The 16,158-nt window shown below is 39.4% G+C and carries 21 protein-coding genes; 18 read left to right on the plus strand and 3 right to left on the minus strand.

Going from position 1 to position 16,158, the window contains the following annotated elements:
* Positions 1–56: 56 nt before the first annotated feature.
* Positions 57–1,259, plus strand: a complete 1,203-nt coding sequence (locus IGK72_RS00770; protein ID WP_031324301.1) for an iron-containing alcohol dehydrogenase — start codon at positions 57–59, stop codon at positions 1,257–1,259.
* A gap of 56 nt (positions 1,260–1,315) precedes the next feature.
* Here the strand turns inward: IGK72_RS00770 and gpmA are convergent, their stop codons facing one another.
* From gpmA to rpiA, 3 genes are all read right to left on the minus strand, one after another.
* Complete coding sequence (gene gpmA, locus IGK72_RS00775) at positions 1,316–2,002, minus strand: 2,3-diphosphoglycerate-dependent phosphoglycerate mutase (RefSeq protein ID WP_002359343.1); 687 nt, start codon at positions 2,000–2,002, stop codon at positions 1,316–1,318.
* A gap of 174 nt (positions 2,003–2,176) precedes the next feature.
* Positions 2,177–2,752, minus strand: a complete 576-nt coding sequence (locus tag IGK72_RS00780) for a recombinase family protein (RefSeq protein WP_023894795.1) — start codon at positions 2,750–2,752, stop codon at positions 2,177–2,179.
* Positions 2,753–2,793: 41 nt separating this feature from the next.
* Positions 2,794–3,474 carry a ribose-5-phosphate isomerase RpiA gene (gene rpiA / locus IGK72_RS00785; RefSeq protein WP_002363468.1) on the minus strand — a complete coding sequence of 227 codons (681 nt, stop codon included), beginning with the start codon at positions 3,472–3,474 and terminating at the stop codon, positions 2,794–2,796.
* 344 nt (positions 3,475–3,818) lie between these two features.
* Between rpiA and rpsL the strand changes: the two genes are divergently transcribed.
* The 17 genes from rpsL to rpsQ all read left to right on the plus strand — a co-directional run bounded on the left by rpsL (position 3,819) and on the right by rpsQ (position 16,139).
* Entirely contained in the window at positions 3,819–4,232 is a 414-nt protein-coding gene (gene rpsL, locus IGK72_RS00790) for a 30S ribosomal protein S12 (protein WP_002356190.1), read from the plus strand.
* 55 nt (positions 4,233–4,287) lie between these two features.
* Positions 4,288–4,758 carry a 30S ribosomal protein S7 gene (gene rpsG, locus IGK72_RS00795; protein WP_002356191.1) on the plus strand — a complete coding sequence of 157 codons (471 nt, stop codon included), beginning with the start codon at positions 4,288–4,290 and terminating at the stop codon, positions 4,756–4,758.
* Between the two features lie 83 nt (positions 4,759–4,841).
* Positions 4,842–6,923 carry an elongation factor G gene (fusA, locus tag IGK72_RS00800; RefSeq protein ID WP_002356192.1) on the plus strand — a complete coding sequence of 694 codons (2,082 nt, stop codon included), beginning with the start codon at positions 4,842–4,844 and terminating at the stop codon, positions 6,921–6,923.
* 150 nt (positions 6,924–7,073) lie between these two features.
* The gene (gene tuf, locus IGK72_RS00805) at positions 7,074–8,261 is read left to right on the plus strand and encodes an elongation factor Tu (RefSeq protein WP_002356194.1); all 1,188 of its coding nucleotides are present in this window, start codon (positions 7,074–7,076) and stop codon (positions 8,259–8,261) included.
* Between the two features lie 180 nt (positions 8,262–8,441).
* Positions 8,442–9,266, plus strand: coding sequence for a bifunctional hydroxymethylpyrimidine kinase/phosphomethylpyrimidine kinase (thiD, locus tag IGK72_RS00810; protein ID WP_002407548.1), 825 nt, complete (start codon positions 8,442–8,444; stop codon positions 9,264–9,266).
* A 271-nt stretch (positions 9,267–9,537) separates the two neighbouring features.
* Entirely contained in the window at positions 9,538–10,704 is a 1,167-nt protein-coding gene (locus IGK72_RS00815; RefSeq protein WP_002389616.1) for an SAM-dependent methyltransferase, read from the plus strand.
* Between the two features lie 348 nt (positions 10,705–11,052).
* The gene (gene rpsJ, locus IGK72_RS00820) at positions 11,053–11,361 is read left to right on the plus strand and encodes a 30S ribosomal protein S10 (protein WP_002389727.1); all 309 of its coding nucleotides are present in this window, start codon (positions 11,053–11,055) and stop codon (positions 11,359–11,361) included.
* A gap of 21 nt (positions 11,362–11,382) precedes the next feature.
* Positions 11,383–12,012: a 50S ribosomal protein L3 gene (rplC, locus tag IGK72_RS00825; protein ID WP_002356199.1), complete on the plus strand. Its 630-nt coding sequence runs from the start codon at positions 11,383–11,385 to the stop codon at positions 12,010–12,012.
* Positions 12,013–12,037: 25 nt separating this feature from the next.
* Positions 12,038–12,661, plus strand: coding sequence for a 50S ribosomal protein L4 (gene rplD / locus IGK72_RS00830; RefSeq protein WP_002356200.1), 624 nt, complete (start codon positions 12,038–12,040; stop codon positions 12,659–12,661).
* Positions 12,661–12,951: a 50S ribosomal protein L23 gene (locus IGK72_RS00835; protein WP_002356203.1), complete on the plus strand. Its 291-nt coding sequence runs from the start codon at positions 12,661–12,663 to the stop codon at positions 12,949–12,951. The genes rplD and IGK72_RS00835 overlap by 1 nt, the downstream gene beginning before the upstream one ends.
* A 39-nt stretch (positions 12,952–12,990) precedes the next feature.
* Positions 12,991–13,821: a 50S ribosomal protein L2 gene (rplB, locus tag IGK72_RS00840; protein ID WP_002356204.1), complete on the plus strand. Its 831-nt coding sequence runs from the start codon at positions 12,991–12,993 to the stop codon at positions 13,819–13,821.
* Between the two features lie 42 nt (positions 13,822–13,863).
* Positions 13,864–14,142: a 30S ribosomal protein S19 gene (gene rpsS / locus IGK72_RS00845; RefSeq protein ID WP_002356205.1), complete on the plus strand. Its 279-nt coding sequence runs from the start codon at positions 13,864–13,866 to the stop codon at positions 14,140–14,142.
* Between the two features lie 21 nt (positions 14,143–14,163).
* Positions 14,164–14,511, plus strand: a complete 348-nt coding sequence (rplV, locus tag IGK72_RS00850; protein WP_002356206.1) for a 50S ribosomal protein L22 — start codon at positions 14,164–14,166, stop codon at positions 14,509–14,511.
* Positions 14,512–14,577: 66 nt separating this feature from the next.
* Positions 14,578–15,234 carry a 30S ribosomal protein S3 gene (rpsC, locus tag IGK72_RS00855; RefSeq protein ID WP_002356207.1) on the plus strand — a complete coding sequence of 219 codons (657 nt, stop codon included), beginning with the start codon at positions 14,578–14,580 and terminating at the stop codon, positions 15,232–15,234.
* A gap of 2 nt (positions 15,235–15,236) precedes the next feature.
* Positions 15,237–15,671: a 50S ribosomal protein L16 gene (gene rplP, locus IGK72_RS00860; protein WP_002356208.1), complete on the plus strand. Its 435-nt coding sequence runs from the start codon at positions 15,237–15,239 to the stop codon at positions 15,669–15,671.
* On the plus strand, positions 15,661–15,849 hold the full coding sequence (rpmC, locus tag IGK72_RS00865) for a 50S ribosomal protein L29 (protein ID WP_002383858.1): 189 nt from the start codon (positions 15,661–15,663) through the stop codon (positions 15,847–15,849). Before rplP ends, rpmC begins: the two co-directional genes overlap by 11 nt.
* 23 nt (positions 15,850–15,872) lie before the next feature.
* Positions 15,873–16,139, plus strand: coding sequence for a 30S ribosomal protein S17 (gene rpsQ, locus IGK72_RS00870; protein WP_002359348.1), 267 nt, complete (start codon positions 15,873–15,875; stop codon positions 16,137–16,139).
* The last annotated feature ends 19 nt before the right edge of the window (positions 16,140–16,158 follow it).

The following is a 16,158-nucleotide window of genomic DNA, read 5'->3' on the forward strand; positions in this document are numbered from 1 at the left end:
CTTTTTTATTGGCGGATTTTTGAAAAAATAGTATGATAAATGCGTAAGAGGATTGAATGGAGGATGAAAGAATGGAAAACTTTAATTTTTATGTACCAACAGACATCCGTTTTGGGAAAGATTGTTTAGACGAATTACCTGCTGTGTTAGATCAATTTGGCAAAAATGTCTTACTTGTTTATGGTGGCGGTAGTATCAAACGTAATGGCTTGTACCAACAAATTACTGATTTGGCCCAAAAAAACGGGCATACACTGATTGAGTTGAGCGGTGTCGAACCAAACCCGCGCATTGAAACCGTTAGAAAAGGAATTGAGTTGTGTAAAGAAAACCAAGTCGATGTTATTTTAGCAGTTGGCGGTGGTTCAACCATTGACTGTTCCAAAGCAATAGCTGCGGGCTTTTATTCGGAAGAAGATATCTGGACAGTTATTGCAGCCAGAAAAGGGTATACTGGTCCTGCTTTACCAATCGTGACCATCTTGACTTTAGCAGCAACAGGTAGTGAAATGAACGCAGGTGCTGTCATTTCTAACTTAGAAACCAATCAAAAATTAGGCTTTGGTGGTCCGAATATGATTCCAAAAGTTTCGTTCTTGGATCCAACGAATACTTTTACGGTTCCTCAAAATCAAACAGCAGCTGGCTCAGCGGATATTTTCAGTCATTTGATTGAAAACTATTTTAGTATTTCGACAGGCACGGACGTCCAAGATTTTGTGTCAGAAGGCTTAATGCGAACGGTTATCAAAAATTGTCCTATTGCTTTAGAAAATCCAGAAGATTATGATGCACGTGCTAATTTAATGTGGGCAAGTAGTTTAGCCTTAAATGGGTTAACAGGGCGCGGCAAACAAGGTGTTTGGTCTTGTCACCCAATGGAACATGAATTAAGTGCGTTTTATGACATTACGCATGGGATTGGCTTAGCAATTTTAACGCCTCGTTGGATGAATTACGTTTTGTCTGAACAAACCGTAGGCAAGTTTGCACAGTTTGCTCGAAATGTTTGGGGAATAGTCGAACAAGAAGAGGAAGTAGCAGCGAAAAAAGGTATTCAAGCATTGTATGATTACTTTGTGGCTTGTGGCATTCCAATGACATTACCAGAAGTTGGCATCGAAGCAGATAAATTTGAAGAAATGGCACAACAAGCTGTGGCCCATAGTGCAATTGCTGAAAAGGCTTATGTACCATTGGATGTAGCGGACATAGTAGCGATTTATAAAGATTGTTTAACCGAAAGTCAATTTATTTAATCCATAAAAAAGCGGTTTGCCTTGGCAAACCGCTTTTGTTAATAAGAAACAAGTTCTTATAAGTAGTATTTTTCTTTCACAGTTAAATCATCGTTTAATTCATAAACTAATGGTTTACCTGTTGGGATTTCAAGATCCATAATATCTTCATCAGAAATGCCTTCGATGTGTTTAGCTAAAGCACGTAATGAATTACCATGAGCCGCTACTAAGACAGTTTTGTTGTCTTTTAAAGCTGGCGCAATTTCATCTTGCCAGAATGGTAATGCACGTTCCAAAGTAACTTTCAAGTTTTCGCCACCAGGAATATCGCGTTGGTCTAACATTGCATAACGACGGTCGTTTGCTGCAGAACCTTCATCTGTTGCTTCCATTAATGGAGGAAGAGTATCGTAAGAACGACGCCAGATGTGGACTTGTTCGTCTCCGTATTTTTCAGCAGTTTCTTTTTTGTTTAGTCCTTGTAATTTACCATAATGACGTTCGTTTAAGCGCCAAGATTTGATTTGAGGTACCCATAATTGATCTGAGTATTCTAGTAAATAGTTACAAGTTTTGATGGCACGAGTTAAAACAGAAGTATAAGCAACGTCGAATTCGATGCCTGCTTCTTTAATTTTACGGCCGCCTTCTTTTGCTTCTTCAACACCTTCAGGTGCTAAATCTACGTCAGCCCATCCAGTAAATTGGTTTAAGGCATTCCATTCGCTAAGTCCATGACGAGAAAAAACTAATTTTGGCATGTATAAGCTCTCCTTTGAGTTTAGTTTTCTGAAAATAAGATTTCCACGTTTATTGTACACCGTTTTGCGCAAGATTTCCAATGGAAAATAGTAAAAAAACGTGAAAGTTGCTGAAAAATTAGAGTGAAATCGAATCAAAAAAGAAGCCCCATCTGAAGGACTTCTTTTTTATTCTTAGGAATACAGCCGTTCGACATCTGTCTCAGGTAAATTGATGTACTTATAACAAGTGCCCACCGAAACGCCGCATTTATTAGAAATAAACTGGATGGTTTCTTTGTTTTCGTAATATAATGCACGGATTTTGCGGACGGTGCGTCCATCGATTTTTGGACGTCCACCTACTTTTCCGTTTTCACGAGCTTTGTGGAGCCCAACGAGTGTTCGTTCTTTAATTAGTGCACATTCCATCGCAGATAAGCTCTCCATTAATTGGAAATAGGCTTCACCTGTTGGAAGGTAAGTATCAATTCCTTCTGAAATGCTGACAAAATCAACTTGTTTTTCCTTTAACATTTTCATAAAGTCTGTTAATTGGCGGGTTGTTTTACCTAAATGGTGCAATTTACAAACAATAAGTGTATCCCCAGCAGAAAGAAGTTTTTCGACTTCGTCTAAGACACTGATCTCCGCTTGAGGATCAAATGTCTCTTGGAAAATATCATCACAACCAAACGATTGGAGAGTGGTTAGTTGATTTTTTAAATCGTCTTCAATAATAGTTGTGCGTGCATAACCAATTCGTTTCATATATTATCCTTCCTATATAAATAATCTTTTTTCACACATTCTTAACGTGCGGGAACATGTAAGGTTTTCGGTCCATCTTCATAACCGACGATTACCATAGAAACCATATTTAAAAATAAGCCGTGTTCAACGACGCCAACCAAGTTGTCTAAATAAGAACCTAAAGCTTCTGGATCTGTAATTTTTTCTAAATGCAAATCGATGATATGGTGGCCTCCATCTGTTATTAATGTTTCGCCAGCAGCGTTTAAACGAAGTGTTGGGTGATAGCCTTTTTCTTCAAATAAATGCACTAATTGGCGGCTGCCATAAGGAACAACCTCAACTGGAAGTGGGAAAGCTCCTAAATCGTCCACCATTTTTGATTTATCCACAATCCAAATACATTTCTTTGAATAAGTGGCCACAATTTTTTCAAAAAGTAAGGCAGCCCCACCGCCTTTGATTCCTTGAAAATCAGCGCTGATTTCATCGGCGCCATCAATCGTAAGATCCACATACGGAACCTCATCAATACTTTTTAAAGGAATGCCCAAGGCCAAGGCTTGTTTCTCTGTTTCTTTTGAAGTAGTAACCCCTACGATTGACAATCCTTCTTCTTTTACGCGACGACCAATTTCGTCTACCATAAATTTTGCTGTTGAGCCAGTACCCAAACCGACAATCATGCCGTCTTCTACATATTTTGCAGCTTCGATTCCTACCATTTGTTTCAGATTCATCGCTGTTTTCCGCCCCCTTCAATAGTCAAAGATATTGTACCGTTATTTAACTAAAAAAGATAGAAAGTTTTTGAAAAAGTCATAAAAATTTTTAAAGGAAAAGTACGTTTAAATAGAAGGAAAAGCTTTTTTTCGAAAGGCGAAAGAAGAGGGTTGACAGCTGATGCTTATCGTGGTATCCTAACAAAGGTGCTTTATCTACAGGTTCCTTATAGGGACGTGCTGACTGTCTATCAAAGCATATTTGATAAAGAGTGCAGAGATTGCATTATTTTTTATCGCGAAAAAAGAACCACCTGGATGTGTGGAACTAGAAGCGAAGTAAGGAAGGAGGAGAACAAGGAATGCCTACAATTAACCAATTAGTACGTAAACCTCGTAAATCTAAAGTAGAAAAATCTGATTCACCAGCCTTAAACAAAGGATATAACAGTTTTAAGAAAACTCAAACAAACGTTAACTCTCCGCAAAAACGTGGAGTTTGTACACGTGTGGGTACGATGACACCTAAAAAACCGAACTCAGCTTTACGTAAATATGCCCGTGTTCGTTTGTCAAACTTAATCGAAGTTACAGCTTATATCCCAGGTATCGGTCACAACTTACAAGAACACAGCGTGGTATTATTACGTGGTGGACGTGTAAAAGACTTACCAGGGGTACGTTACCATATCGTTCGTGGTGCGCTTGATACTGCCGGTGTTAACGACCGTAAACAAAGCCGCTCTAAATACGGTACAAAACGTCCTAAAGCTTAATTATAATAAGACAATAACAACTTGAAAAATCATATTTCGGAAGGAGGAGTTACGGATGCCTCGTAAAGGTCCTGTTGCAAAACGTGATGTTTTACCAGATCCAATTTATAACTCAAAATTAGTAACTCGCTTAATCAACCGTGTAATGGTTGACGGTAAACGCGGGATTGCTGCTAACATTATCTATAATTCATTTGATATCATCAAAGAATCTACAGGTAACGATCCATTGGAAGTTTTTGAACAAGCAATGAAAAACGTTATGCCTGTTCTTGAAGTTAAAGCACGTCGTGTTGGGGGTTCTAACTACCAAGTACCAGTTGAAGTTCGTCCAGAACGTCGTACAACTTTAGGTTTACGTTGGGTAGTTAACTACGCACGTCTACGTGGTGAACACACAATGGAAGAACGTCTAGCGAAAGAAATCATGGATGCTGCTAACAACACTGGCGCTTCTGTTAAAAAACGCGAAGACACACACAAAATGGCAGACGCAAACCGCGCATTTGCTCATTATCGTTGGTAAGATCCTCTCTGTCTGTCGCGTAAAGTGGCAGCAGAAAGTCAATTTACAATCGATTTAAATAAAGAGAGGAGTAAACATACAAAATGGCAAGAGAATTTTCACTTGAAAAAACTCGTAACATTGGTATCATGGCCCACGTTGATGCTGGTAAAACAACAACAACTGAGCGTATCTTGTACTACACTGGTAAAATCCATAAAATCGGTGAAACCCATGAAGGTGCTTCACAAATGGACTGGATGGAACAAGAACAAGAACGTGGTATCACGATTACATCCGCTGCGACAACTGCACAGTGGAAAGGCTACCGTGTAAATATCATCGATACTCCAGGACACGTGGACTTCACAATTGAAGTACAACGTTCTCTACGCGTATTAGATGGTGCGGTAACAGTTCTTGACTCTCAATCAGGTGTAGAACCTCAAACAGAAACTGTTTGGCGTCAAGCGACTGAATATAAAGTTCCTCGTATTGTATTCTGTAACAAAATGGATAAAATCGGTGCGGACTTCTTCTATTCAGTAGAATCATTACATGATCGTTTACAAGCAAACGCTCATCCAATTCAAATTCCAATCGGAGCTGAAGAAGACTTCACTGGAATCATTGACTTGATTAAAATGAAAGCTGAAATCTACACAAATGATTTGGGAACAGATATTCAAGAAACTGATATTCCTGAAGATTATTTAGAAAAAGCGCAAGAATGGCGCGAAAAATTAGTTGAAGCTGTTGCTGAAACTGACGAAGACTTAATGATGAAATATCTTGAAGGTGAAGAAATCACTGAAGAAGAATTAGTCGCTGGTATCCGTCAAGCAACAATCAACGTTGAGTTCTTCCCTGTATTAGCTGGTTCAGCATTCAAGAATAAAGGGGTTCAATTAATGTTGGACGCTGTTCTTGATTACTTACCATCTCCATTAGATATCGATGCTATCAAAGGGATCGATACTAAAACAGACGAAGAAACAACTCGTCCAGCTGATGACGAAGCACCTTTCGCTTCATTAGCATTTAAAGTTATGACTGACCCATTCGTAGGTCGTTTAACTTTCTTCCGTGTTTATTCTGGTGTCCTTGAAAGTGGTTCATACGTATTGAACGCTTCAAAAGGCAAAAAAGAACGTATCGGTCGTATCCTACAAATGCACGCCAACACTCGTCAAGAAATTGACAAAGTGTACTCTGGTGATATCGCTGCTGCTGTTGGTCTAAAAGACACAACAACTGGTGATACATTATGTGCATTAGATGCACCAGTTATTCTTGAATCTATTGAATTCCCTGACCCAGTTATCCAAGTCGCTGTTGAACCTAAATCAAAAGCTGACCAAGATAAAATGGGCGTGGCTCTACAAAAACTTGCTGAAGAAGATCCATCATTCCGCGTTGAAACAAACGTTGAAACTGGTGAAACAGTTATCTCTGGTATGGGTGAATTGCACTTAGACGTTTTAGTAGACCGTATGAAACGTGAATTCAAAGTTGAAGCTAACGTAGGTGCTCCTCAAGTATCTTACCGCGAAACATTCCGTGCTGCGACTAAAGCAGAAGGTAAATTCGTTCGTCAGTCTGGTGGTAAAGGACAATACGGTCACGTATGGGTTGAATTTACACCAAATGAAGAAGGTAAAGGCTTCGAGTTTGAAAACGCAATTGTCGGTGGTGTGGTTCCTCGTGAATACATCCCAGCAGTTGAAAAAGGGTTAGAAGACTCTATGAACAACGGTGTTCTTGCTGGTTATCCATTAGTTGATATCAAAGCAAAACTTTACGATGGTTCATACCACGATGTCGATTCAAATGAAACGGCCTTCCGTGTAGCTGCTTCTATGGCATTGAAAGCTGCGGCTAAAAATGCAAACCCAGTTATTTTAGAACCAATGATGAAAGTTACAATTACTGTTCCTGAAGATTACTTAGGTGATATCATGGGACACGTAACAAGTCGTCGTGGACGTGTGGAAGGTATGGAAGCACACGGTAACTCTCAAATCGTTAATGCGATGGTACCTTTAGCTGAAATGTTTGGTTATGCTACAACATTACGTTCAGCAACACAAGGACGCGGTACATTTATGATGGTATTTGACCACTATGAAGACGTACCTAAGTCTGTTCAAGAAGAAATCATCAAGAAAAACGGCGGCAACGCATAATTTTCCTTGAGAATAAAAGGTTTGTTTTTAGAACTATCCTTTTTTCAAGATTTCGTGTAAAATAGCTTATGATGATCAGACGATTTTTAGTAGCGTCTATCACATATAAAACAAACAATAAAATTTATATTTTTAGGAGGAACATTCAAAATGGCAAAAGAAAAATTTGACCGTTCTAAATCCCATGTTAACATTGGTACTATCGGACACGTTGACCATGGTAAAACTACATTAACAGCTGCAATTGCTACTGTATTATCAAAACACGGTGGCGGGGAAGCACAAAGCTACGATTCTATCGATAACGCTCCAGAAGAAAAAGAACGTGGAATCACAATCAACACTTCTCATATCGAATATGAAACTGAAACTCGTCACTATGCACACGTTGACTGCCCAGGACACGCGGACTACGTTAAAAACATGATCACTGGTGCTGCTCAAATGGACGGAGCTATCTTAGTAGTTTCTGCTGCTGATGGTCCTATGCCTCAAACACGTGAACATATCTTATTATCACGTAACGTTGGTGTACCATACATCGTTGTATTCTTAAACAAAATGGATATGGTTGATGACGAAGAATTATTAGAATTAGTAGAAATGGAAGTTCGTGACTTATTATCAGAATACGATTTCCCAGGCGATGATGTTCCAGTTATCGCAGGTTCTGCTTTGAAAGCTTTAGAAGGCGACGAGTCTTATGAAGAAAAAATCTTAGAATTAATGGCTGCAGTTGACGAATATATCCCAACTCCAGAACGTGATACTGACAAACCATTCATGATGCCAGTCGAAGACGTATTCTCAATCACTGGACGTGGTACTGTTGCTACAGGCCGTGTTGAACGTGGTGAAGTTCGCGTTGGTGACGAAGTTGAAATCGTTGGTATTAAAGACGAAACATCTAAAACAACTGTTACAGGTGTTGAAATGTTCCGTAAATTATTAGACTACGCTGAAGCAGGCGACAACATCGGTGCTTTATTACGTGGTGTAGCACGTGAAGATATCGAACGTGGACAAGTATTAGCTAAACCAGCTACAATCACTCCACACACAAAATTCAAAGCTGAAGTATACGTATTATCAAAAGAAGAAGGCGGACGTCACACTCCATTCTTTACTAACTACCGTCCTCAATTCTACTTCCGTACAACAGACGTTACTGGTGTTGTAGAATTGCCAGAAGGTACTGAAATGGTAATGCCTGGTGATAACGTTGCTATGGACGTTGAATTAATTCACCCAATCGCTATCGAAGACGGAACTCGTTTCTCTATTCGTGAAGGCGGACGTACTGTAGGTTCAGGCGTTGTTACTGAAATCGTTAAATAATTAACTTTTTAACTATGGTTTTAACCAGCGTGAAAAGCTGGGGTATTCGGACGTAAGACCAGAGAATTTATTCTCTGGTCTTTTTTTTGTTTAGAAATTGGCTGGCTAAAAAATAAGCCAATTGGCTGTTTTAGCAGACTTGTTTCTTCAGTATACTTGGAGAAAAGGGTAGGTGATTTAATGGAAAAAGTATTGACGATTGCAGGCTCCGATTCAACTGGAGGGGCAGGGATTCAAGCAGATTTAAAAACATTTGAAGAGTATGGAGTTTTTGGATTTTCAAGTTTAACCTCGATTGTGACGATGGATCCTACGACAGGTTGGTCACATGAAGTAACTGAATTGCCAGAAACGCTCTTAGAAAAACAATTGATTTCGGTTTTTGCAGGCGGTCCAGTAGCGGCTTTGAAAACAGGGATGATGGGTAATGAACAAAATATTAAAATGGCTAGTAAGTACATTAAACAAGAGAAAATTCAAAAAGTCGTGATTGACCCAGTCATTGCTTGTAAGGGAACGGCACAAATTCTGCAACCCAAAAGTGTGGAAGGCCTAAAAAACGATTTACTGCCATTAGCATTAGTTGCCACGCCTAATTTAATTGAAGCGGGCATCTTATCTGGTTTAGGCGAAATTTCTTCCGTGGCGGAGATGGAAGAAGCGGCAAAACGAATTGTACAAATGGGAGCCAAACATGTCGTGGTTAAAGGGGGACATCGCTTAGCTGGAGAAAAAGCACTGGACTTATTTTACGATGGTCACACTGCGCATCTTTTGGAAAATGAATTATATCCTACTGATTATAATCATGGTGCAGGTTGTACTTTTTCAGCGGCAATCACAGCTGGCTTGGCGAAAGGTTATTCGGTGTTAGAAGCAGTAAATTTAGCGAAAAAATTTGTAGCAGCGGCGATTAAACACGGTATTCAAGTTAATCCTTATGTGGGGCACGTGTGGCATGGAGCATACACTCATGCGGAACAACGGATGCGTAAGAAAGAATAATATTTAGAACTAGAGGAGTCTGTCAAGGACTGGCTCTAGTTTTTTTGTGATAAAGAATAACAATAGTAGGTATTACGTTAAAAGAATGTTCAAATTTTTAAAAGAGGAGTAGAATAGAACTGTAATTGCAAAAAAAGAAGCGGAACATAGAAGGGGTGATAACTTTTCTGTGCTTCAGTTTAGAACGGACTGTGGTGTTTGTTTTGACGAACTACCGGAAAGCGACTTCTTTTTGTTTTGGCTTCAAATGGTATTTAATGGAGGGAATGCAATGTTAGAAAAAGAAACGTACAGTCAACTGTTTAAATGGTCTTTTTCAAAAAAGACACAAGTCACATACTGGGATGGTACCGTCAAAGAGTATGGGCAAGGGTCGGGGGATCCGGTTTTTAAAATTGTATTCAATGAAAAAATTCCTGTGAAGGATTTACTGAATAACGCTTCGTTAACTTTAGGGGAAGCCTACATGGATCGCAAAATTGAAATCGAAGGCGATATCCAAGCGCTGATTTATGATGTGTATAACCAAAAGGATAGCTTTTTACACAATGCTAAATTTATTAAATGGCTTCCTAAAGAAAGTCATTCAAAAAAACGCTCGCAAGAGGATATTCACAGCCATTACGATCTAGGAAATGATTTTTACAAAAAATGGCTTGACCAAACAATGACGTATTCATGTGCTTATTTTAAAACGCCTGAAGATACATTAGAACAAGCGCAAGTGAATAAAGTTCATCATATTTTAGATAAATTGTTTATCAAAGAGGGCGACACTTTACTGGATATTGGCTGCGGCTGGGGCACGTTAATTTTAACTGCGGTGAAAGAATACGGAGCCAAAGCAACTGGGATTACATTAAGTGAAGAGCAATTTCATCATATTCGCCATATTATAGAAAAAGAAGGCCTACAAGATCGAATGACTGTCAAGTTGATGGATTATCGTGATTTAAAAGGAGAGTCTTTTGACCATATTACGAGTGTTGGGATGTTTGAACATGTCGGTGCGGAAAATCTACATGAATATTTTGATGTCGTTCAGCGGAATTTAGCGCCTAAAGGTACGGCGTTGATTCATGGGATCAGTCGCCAACAAGGTGGGGCTAAAAATGCTTGGATTAATCGTTATATTTTCCCGGGTGGCTATATTCCTGGTGTCACTGAGCTAGTCGGCCATATGACAGAAAACGACTTGCAAGTGATTGACTTGGAAAGTTTGCGCAGAGATTATCAATTGACGTTGGAACATTGGACAAAAAACTTCCATAATATAGAAACAGAAATTGTTGACGAAAAAGGCGAGCGCTTCTATCGAATGTGGGACTTATATTTGCAAGCATGTGCAGCCTCATTCCAAGCAAGCAATATTGATGTTATTCAATATTTATTGGTTCATCCAGATAACAATGATATTCCAATGCGCCGGATTGGTTAATAGAATAAAAAAGAAAGAATTTGAGATTCTGGTAAAAAAGGAATCCCAAATTCTTTTTTTATAAAAATAGAATGAAAAGAATTGAAAAACAAAACAAATGCTTTTCAAAACAAGAAAAAATTCTTTCAAAAAAACGCAGAAAATCCTTGCTAACACTATCCTTTCATAGTATAATCAAAAAGGTGCTGTTTACAGGAGTGTAAAAAGCATTGGTAGATCAACGATTTGATTTGCCGGCTGTGAAGCGAGAGGTTGCGACACGCTCGGACGCTTTGCCATGAACGAGCATGCCGGATAAATTTTCGTGGAGCTATGTCTACTTTTAAAATAGGCGAAGGAGGGAACAAGATGGCAAAACAAAAAATTCGTATCCGTTTAAAAGCGTATGAACACCGTATTTTAGATCAATCAGCGGATAAAATTGTGGAAACAGCAAAAAGAACTGGAGCTGACGTATCAGGTCCGATTCCATTACCAACAGAACGCTCACTTTACACAGTTATTCGTGCGACTCATAAATACAAAGATTCTCGCGAACAATTCGAAATGCGTACTCACAAACGTCTAATTGACATTGTGAACCCAACACCAAAAACAGTTGACGCTCTAATGAAGCTTGACTTACCGTCTGGTGTTAATATTGAAATCAAACTATAAAATTAAGATGGAGGTGTACTCATGACCAAAGGAATCTTAGGGAAAAAAGTGGGAATGACACAAATCTTTACTGAGTCTGGTGAATTAATTCCAGTAACAGTAGTTGAAGCTACGCCAAACGTAGTTTTACAAGTAAAAACTGTTGAAACTGACGGATACGAAGCTATCCAAGTTGGTTACCAAGACAAACGTGAAGTTTTATCAAACAAACCTGCGAAAGGTCATGTTGCAAAAGCAAACACGGCTCCTAAGCGCTTCATTAAAGAATTCAAGAATGTTGAGCTAGGAGAATATGAAGTAGGTAAAGAAATCAAAGTAGATGTTTTCCAAGCAGGAGACGTTGTTGATGTTACAGGTACTACGAAAGGTAAAGGATTCCAAGGGGCAATCAAACGTCACGGCCAAAGCCGCGGACCTATGTCTCATGGTTCTCGTTATCACCGTCGTCCTGGGTCAATGGGTCCAGTAGCGCCTAACCGTGTATTTAAAAATAAACGACTAGCCGGCCGTATGGGTGGCGACCGCGTAACAATTCAAAACCTTGAAGTTGTTAAAGTGGACGTAGAAAGAAATGTTATCTTAATCAAAGGAAACATTCCTGGAGCGAAAAAATCTTTAATCACAATCAAATCAGCTGTGAAAGCTAAATAAGTGTAGGGAAAGGAGGAACTAAGGAATGCCGAATGTAGCATTATTCAAACAAGATGGAACTCAAAACGGTGAAATCACTTTAAATGAAGAAATCTTCGGAATCGAACCTAATGAAAGTGTTGTCTATGATGCAATCATCATGCAACGTGCTTCATTAAGACAAGGAACACACGCAGTTAAAAACCGTAGCGCTGTTCGTGGCGGTGGCCGCAAACCATGGCGTCAAAAAGGAACTGGTCGTGCTCGTCAAGGTTCAATCCGTTCACCACAATGGCGTGGAGGTGGCGTAGTCTTTGGACCAACACCGCGTTCATACAGCTACAAACTTCCTAAAAAAGTTCGTCGCTTAGCAATGAAATCTGTATTATCAGATAAAGTTGCTGAAAATAACTTGGTAGCAGTAGAAGGTTTAAGCTTCGATGCACCAAAAACAAAAGAATTCAAACAAGTTCTTGCTAACTTGTCTATCGATACTAAAGTATTAGTTGTTTTAGAAAATGGTAACGACTTTGCAGCTTTATCAGCTCGTAACTTACCAAACGTTTCTGTAGTAACTTCTGATAACGTTAGTGTGTTAGATGTTGTGTCAGCTAACAAAGTCTTGGCAACACAAACAGCTCTTACTCAAATTGAGGAGGTGCTTGCATAATGGAATTACTAGACGTAATCAAACGCCCAGTGATCACTGAAAAATCCATGTTAGCTATGGACGAAAAGAAATATACTTTCGAAGTGGACACTCGCGCAAACAAAACTTTAGTAAAACAAGCTGTTGAATCAGCATTCGATGTTAAAGTAGCAAACGTAAACATCTTAAACGTGCGTCCAAAATTCAAACGCATGGGTAAATATGCAGGTTATACAAAAAAACGTCGCAAAGCGATCGTTACATTAACTGAAGATTCAAAAGAAATTCAATTATTCGAAGCTGCTGAATAAGCAGTCCTGAACAATATCAACGTAGGAGGGAAATAAGACGTGGCGATTAAAAAGTACAAACCTACCACAAATGGCCGTCGTAACATGACAAGTTCTGATTTCGCTGAAATCACAACTTCAACACCAGAAAAATCATTGTTACAGCCATTAAAAAACAATGCCGGTCGTAACAACAACGGTCGCATTACGGTTCGTCACCAAGGTGGCGGTCACAAACGTCAATACCGTGTGATTGACTTCAAACGTAATAAAGATAACGTCGCAGCGGTTGTTAAAACGATCGAGTACGATCCAAACCGTTCTGCTAACATCGCGTTAGTTCATTACGAAGACGGGGTTAAGGCATACATCTTAGCACCAAAAGGATTAGAAGTAGGCATGCGCCTAGTATCTGGTCCAGAAGCAGATATTAAAGTAGGTAACGCATTACCATTGGAAAACATTCCAGTTGGTACAGTTATCCACAACATTGAAATGAAACCTGGTAAAGGTGGACAATTAATCCGTTCAGCTGGAACAAGCGCGCAAGTACTTGGTAAAGAAGGCAAATACGTATTAATCCGCTTAAACTCTGGCGAAGTTCGTATGATCTTAGCAACTTGCCGTGCAACAATCGGTTCAGTTGGTAACGAACAACACGAATTAATCAACATTGGTAAAGCTGGCCGCTCTCGTTGGATGCGTAAACGCCCAACTGTTCGTGGTAGCGTAATGAACCCTAACGATCACCCACACGGTGGTGGTGAAGGTAAAACACCAATTGGACGTAAAGCGCCAGTATCTCCATGGGGTCAACCAGCAATTGGATACAAAACACGTAATAAAAAAGCTAAATCAGACAAACTTATCGTTCGTCGTCGTACTAAATAATTTTTTTGACCATGTGTCGTACATTTTGAGAGGAGGTTCACCATGGGTCGTAGTTTAAAAAAAGGACCTTTCGTCGATGATCATTTGATGAAAAAGGTCGAAGCACAACAAGGTGCCGAAAAGAAAAAAGTAATTAAAACTTGGTCTCGCCGCTCTACAATTTTTCCATCATTCGTAGGTTTCACAATCGCTGTATATGATGGACGGAAACATGTCCCTGTTTACATTCAAGAAGACATGGTAGGACATAAATTAGGTGAATTTGCACCAACTAGAACTTATCGTGGCCACGTTGCTGACGATAAAAAAACTAAACGCTAATTTTGAGGGGAGGATATGCAAATGTCAGAACAAATTACATCAGCTAAAGCAACTGCAAAAACAGTTCGCACTTCACCTCGTAAAGCACGTTTAGTAATCGATCTTATCAGAGGGAAAAGCGTTGCGGATGCAATTTCAATCTTGAAATTCACACCGAACAAGTCTGCTGGAATCATTGAAAAAGTTTTAATGTCAGCAGTTGCTAACGCAGAAAACAACTTTGACTTAGACGTTGAAAGCTTAGTCGTATCTGAAGCATTTGTTAACGAAGGACCAACAATGAAACGTTTCCGTCCTCGTGCAAAAGGTTCAGCTTCACCAATCAACAAACGTACTAGTCACATCACAGTAGTTGTAACAGAGAAATAAGTCTCATGAAATAGGCTGTTTTCTTTATGAAAACAGAGCTTAAACATTTAAGAGGAGGGACAATCAGTGGGTCAAAAAGTACATCCAATTGGAATGCGTGTAGGCATCATCCGCGACTGGGATGCGAAATGGTATGCTGAAAAAGAGTATGCTGAATTCTTACACGAAGATTTAAGAATCCGTAAATTTATCGCAACAAAACTTGCTGATGCTGCTGTATCTACAATTGAAATCGAACGCGCTGCAAACCGTGTTAACATTTCAATTCACACAGCTAAACCAGGTATGGTTATCGGTAAAGGCGGATCTGAAGTCGAAAACCTAAGAAAAGAATTAAACAAATTAACTGGCAAACGAGTTCACATCAACATCGTTGAAATCAAAAAACCAGATTTAGATGCAAAATTAGTAGGCGAAGGAATTGCACGTCAATTAGAAAACCGTGTTGCTTTCCGTCGTGCTCAAAAACAAGCCATCCAACGCGCAATGCGTGCTGGCGCTAAAGGAATCAAAACTCAAGTATCAGGTCGTCTAAACGGTGCGGATATCGCTCGTTCAGAAGGATACTCTGAAGGAACTGTACCACTTCATACATTACGTGCGGACATTGATTACGCATGGGAAGAAGCGGACACTACTTACGGAAAACTAGGAGTTAAAGTGTGGATCTATCGTGGAGAAATTCTTCCAACGAAAAAAAACACTGAGAAAGGAGGGAAATAATCATGTTAGTACCTAAACGTGTAAAACACCGTCGTGAATTCCGCGGAAAAATGCGCGGTGAAGCTAAAGGCGGAAAAGAAGTAGCATTTGGTGAATGGGGTTTACAAGCAACTGAATCTCACTGGATTACTAACCGTCAAATCGAAGCAGCCCGTATTGCAATGACTCGTTACATGAAACGTGGCGGGAAAGTATGGATTAAAATTTTCCCTCACAAGTCTTACACAAGTAAAGCTATCGGCGTACGTATGGGTAAAGGTAAAGGGGCACCAGAAGGCTGGGTATCACCAGTTAAACGTGGTAAAATCATGTTTGAAATCGCAGGCGTTCCTGAAGAAGTAGCTCGTGAAGCTCTTCGTCTTGCATCTCACAAATTGCCGGTAAAAACTAAGATCGTAAAACGTGAGGAAATGGGTGGTGAATCGAATGAAGGTTAAAGAAATCAGAGAATTAACCACTGCCGAAATGCTAGATAAAGAAAAACAATTAAAAGAAGAATTGTTCAACTTAAGATTCCAATTAGCAACAGGTCAATTAGAAAACACTGCACGTATTAAAGAAGTACGTCAATCGATTGCACGCATCAAAACAGTATTGCGTGAACAAGCTAACTAATAGTGGAAGGAGGCCAAACGCGTATGACTGAAGAAAGAAATCAACGTAAAGTTTACCAAGGTCGCGTGGTATCAGACAAAATGGATAAAACAATCACAGTTGTCGTTGAAACAAAGAAAAACCACCCTATCTATGGCAAACGTATGAAATATTCTAAAAAATATAAAGCGCATGATGAAAACAACACAGCGAAAGTTGGAGACATCGTAAAAATCATGGAAACTCGTCCATTATCAGCTACAAAACGTTTCCGTTTACTAGAGGTAGTCGAAGAAGCAGTTATTATCTAATAAAACGAGAATTTCCTAA

This window comes from Enterococcus sp. DIV0183, from assembly GCF_050541505.1.
Lineage (GTDB): Bacteria > Bacillota > Bacilli > Lactobacillales > Enterococcaceae > Enterococcus > Enterococcus faecalis.